This is a genomic window from Brucella sp. 22210, from assembly GCF_052045675.1.
In the GTDB taxonomy this organism is placed as follows: Bacteria; Pseudomonadota; Alphaproteobacteria; order Rhizobiales; family Rhizobiaceae; genus Brucella.
This window is the reverse complement of record NZ_JBQEPD010000099.1, coordinates 1-3,776: the sequence shown is the minus strand read 5'-3', so window position 1 is coordinate 3,776 and position 3,776 is coordinate 1. Positions and strand designations below refer to the sequence as shown.

Below are 3,776 nucleotides of genomic sequence, written 5' to 3'. Positions count from 1 at the left end.
GCAGGTTTATGTTCTGGACGGGCATGGAGCACCGGTTCCTGTGGGTGTTGCGGGAGAGCTCTATATCGGTGGTGCAGGTGTTGCGCGGGGCTATCTGAACCGTCCGGAGCTGACGGCGGAGCGGTTTGTGGCCGATCCCTTCAGTGGCGATGCGGGGGCGCGTCTTTACCGTACTGGCGACTTGGTGCGCTGGCTGCCGGATGGAACGCTGGCGTTCATCGGGCGCAACGATTTCCAGGTGAAGGTGCGTGGCTTCCGCATCGAGCTTGGCGAGATCGAGGCGCAGTTGTGCGCGCATGAAGGGGTGCGCGAGGCGGTTGTCGTGGCGCGCGGGGACGATGGGGGCGAGAAGCGGCTCGTGGCTTATTATACGGCCGCAGGCGCTGACGATAGCGAGAGCCCGATCGGGGCAACGGGCGCGGAGGCTCTGCGGGCGCACGTGGCGGCAGGCCTTCCCGACTACATGGTTCCGGCGGCGTTTGTGCGGCTTTCGGCGCTGCCGCTGACGGCGAACGGCAAGCTCGACCGGCAGGCACTGCCGGCACCGGAGGGGAAAGCCTTCGCGGCGCGCGCCTATGAGGCGCCCGTCGGGAAGACGGAGGAACGCCTGGCCGCGCTGTGGGCGGAACTGCTCGGTGTGGAGCGTGTTGGCCGGCACGACCACTTCTTCGCGCTTGGAGGCCATTCGCTGCTCGCCGTGCGGCTGATCGAGCGCATGCGCCGGGAGGGGTTTGCAGCAACAGTAACACAGCTATTCCAGAACCCGACAATTGCGAACCTGACTACTTCAGTAAATGTGGAACGGGAGAAGGTAGACGTCCCGGGTGTTATTCACTTTCATGAATCAGGAACAAGGCCCGCTTTGTTCCTGATTCATGAAATAAGCGGTGCAGATACGTATTTCCTTACCTTAGCTGAGCAGATAGATCCCGATATTCCCATCCATGGATTAGCTAGCGTCCCGTCGAACGATGCTCATCCGACCACAATTGAAGGGATGGCCATGCAATTGGTCGAACGCATCTGCATGATTCAATCAACAGGGCCATACAGGCTAGCAGGCTGGTCCTTTGGGGGACTTTTGGCATACGAGATAGCAAACCAGCTGATAGGCAGAGATAAAAAGGTCGAATTTATAGGCCTATTGGATACAATACCTCCCTTCAATATTGGGGCAAAGAAGGAAGATGGAGCGTTAGATGATTATATAAAGCATGCGATGTTAGAAATATGCGAAGCAGAGTATAGTCCAGAAGTTCACACCACAAGACTTAGCGATATTCTGGAAGAAATCGTATCATTTGATCTCGATGATTTTATTCATAAATGCAGAAATTATGGTTATCTTAAGAGATTCGACGGTATCTCTGGAGCCGATTTCCGGTTTTCTTTCGATGTAAGCGCGATACCCCTCGACGCTCAAGAAAACTATATTGTGCAACTTAATCCCCTTCCGATCCATGTTTTTTGTGCACAGGAAAATCCCCTTTTCGAACTTCCGAAAACTTGGAGCAATCTACTTCCGGACCAGCAATTTGAGTTCGTCCCAGTACCCGGCAGTCATCAATCGATGATGGAGTCGCCCCATGTGGCTTTGTTGGGTAAGGCATTGTCGGAGGCGCTCGACACCACCGTTCCCCAAGCGCAAGGAGACGGTGAATACAATCCACATGTGATCCTGCAAACCGGCAATGGTAAGGCGGACCCGATCATCTGCTTCCCAGGTGCCGGTGACAATGTCACGGGGTTCGTTGCTCTCACTCATGCACTCGGCTCCGGGTGGACAATCCACGGAATGCAGCCCAGGGGTCTTGATGGCATCCTGGTCCCGCATTCCACGGTCGAGGCCGCTGCGGAGGCTTACGTGCAGACAATCGCAGGGTTAAGGCTCGAACGGCCGGTGCATCTCGTTGGCCATTCCTTCGGCGGGTGGGTCGCCTTCGAGGTCACGCAGCGCTTGAAGGCCCTGAATCAGTCTGTTGCCTCGCTCACACTGATCGATTGTGAAGCTCCCGACAAAAGCAAGGTACTCGGCCGTGAATACACCGGCCTTGAAATTCTCATGAAGCTGGTCGAGACGATGGAACTCAAGGCCGGCATGGCCCTTGATGTCGATGAGAAGGCACTGGAGGGGCTCGCGCACCAGGAGCAGTTGCACCTTCTGCACCGCGCCATGGTGCGCGCCGGCCTACTGCCGCAACGCTCGGCTATCGATGTCTTACGGGGGCCGGTACGCATCTTTGCAGCGGCGCTGAGAACGACTTACAGTCCCGAGAAACTCCTCGCCGATCCCGTGAGATTGGTTCTCGCGCGGGATCCAGCTCTCTCGGCCGTGGCCGATCATGCACGCCGAGATGAAATCGCAGCGGAATGGCGGCAATGGGCTCCAAATCTTACCGTCTGGTTCGGCCCCGGCAACCATTTCACAATTCTGGAGCCCCCTCACGTTCAACGTCTCGCCGAATGGTGGCGTGCTGTATGAACCAAGAAGATGCCGTAATGAGTGACCTTCCCTGCATGCTGGAATCCGATGTGAAAACGGCGAATGGCTTCCTTTCGACTCCGCAAGTTAGGCCGTGGAATGCCGGACTTTTGTTCTCGGTGAATTACAATGTCCAGGCCTACAAGGATTCAGCCTTTCAGCATCTGAATGTATCGTGCCCTTCAGTTCTGGACATAGCCGTTGCGAAACGGCGGGCGGAGTATTTGGCTGGCCGGGTTCTTGCCCGCGCAGCCAGTCACATCTTTACCGGGACGGCTGTCGTATTCCCTCCAGGAGAGGGAGGCGCGCCGCGTTGGCCTGCGGGGATGTCGGGTTCGATCAGTCACAGTCACGGCAGGGCGCTTTGCTTGGCGCGTGCCGGCGACAATCTAGTAATTGGCGTCGATATCGAGAAGATCGCAGAGCCGGGTCTTCTCAAGGCAATCGTTGATTTGGCTGTGTCGCCTGAAGAGGAGGCGCTGCTTTTAGACGCCCCTATGGACAAATCTACAGGATTAACCATGTTATTCTCAGCAAAAGAGACCATATTCAAGGCGCTTTATCCCACTGTTCAACGCTTTTTCGGCTTTGAGACCGCGCGGCTATGTACTGTGCCGGCACGCGACAAGATGACATTGCGACTAGGGGAGAATTTGGCCCCACGATGGCGGGCTGGGCATATCATATCCGTATGCTGCCAATGCCAGGGCGATTTTGTACTGACTTCAATTATGCTGCAATAGGGGTGCAACTTACCTTCGCGCCAGGCCGCGGGATATAGGGTTTCGCGCGTGCTATGATTGATGGATGGAGATAGACGCAGACAAGATCGATAACGCAGTCCTTGCCCTGTTATGGCTGACGCTCCGCAACGAACGTTGCGCCTGGAAAGGCGTGACTAGCGTTCGGAAGAACTTTTCCGTCAGTTGTTTACACGGGTAATGCCGATGTGTCGGGAAGGTCGGCAATGCGTTTTGCTATCTGCTCGATCCGATCAATCGTATATGCCCGATCTGCAAACCCTAATTCGATCTCTAACGGATCGAGCGTATCAATGAAAGCAGGCGTTGGAACCGGATTTCCGGATTGTCCGTATATTATGCTGATACCGGCGAATGCGTGCTTCCAGCGGAAATTGGGGGCCGTGCTTTAGCAATATGTCGGTCAGCCATGTTGGCATCGTTAGCTTCTGCTTAGAGCGTAGACTCATAAACTGATGCACCAGATGCTGACAGCGATCAGTTTGACAGCAGCGAGGAAATTGTACGGGTTCTTGTCGTAGCGCGTGGCGATG

The 3,776-nt window shown here is 55.7% G+C and carries 2 protein-coding genes and 2 pseudogenes; 3 read left to right on the top strand and 1 reads right to left on the bottom strand.

The genetic code is table 11. The features are described from left to right. From ACTJKP_RS26500 to ACTJKP_RS26490, 3 genes and pseudogenes are all read left to right on the top strand, one after another. A partial coding sequence (locus tag ACTJKP_RS26500; RefSeq protein ID WP_440632782.1) for an alpha/beta fold hydrolase occupies positions 1 to 2,482 on the top strand: 2,482 nt, incomplete at its 5' end. After that, entirely contained in the window at positions 2,479 to 3,225 is a 747-nt protein-coding gene (locus ACTJKP_RS26495; RefSeq protein WP_440632781.1) for a 4'-phosphopantetheinyl transferase family protein, read from the top strand. The genes ACTJKP_RS26500 and ACTJKP_RS26495, both read left to right, overlap by 4 nt. A gap of 64 nt (positions 3,226 to 3,289) precedes the next feature. After that, positions 3,290 to 3,376 (top strand): annotated as a pseudogene (locus tag ACTJKP_RS26490) (DUF6429 family protein); the annotation flags it as partial. A gap of 312 nt (positions 3,377 to 3,688) precedes the next feature. Here the strand turns inward: ACTJKP_RS26490 and ACTJKP_RS26485 are convergent. Next, positions 3,689 to 3,776, bottom strand: a pseudogene (locus tag ACTJKP_RS26485) (IS5/IS1182 family transposase); the annotation flags it as partial.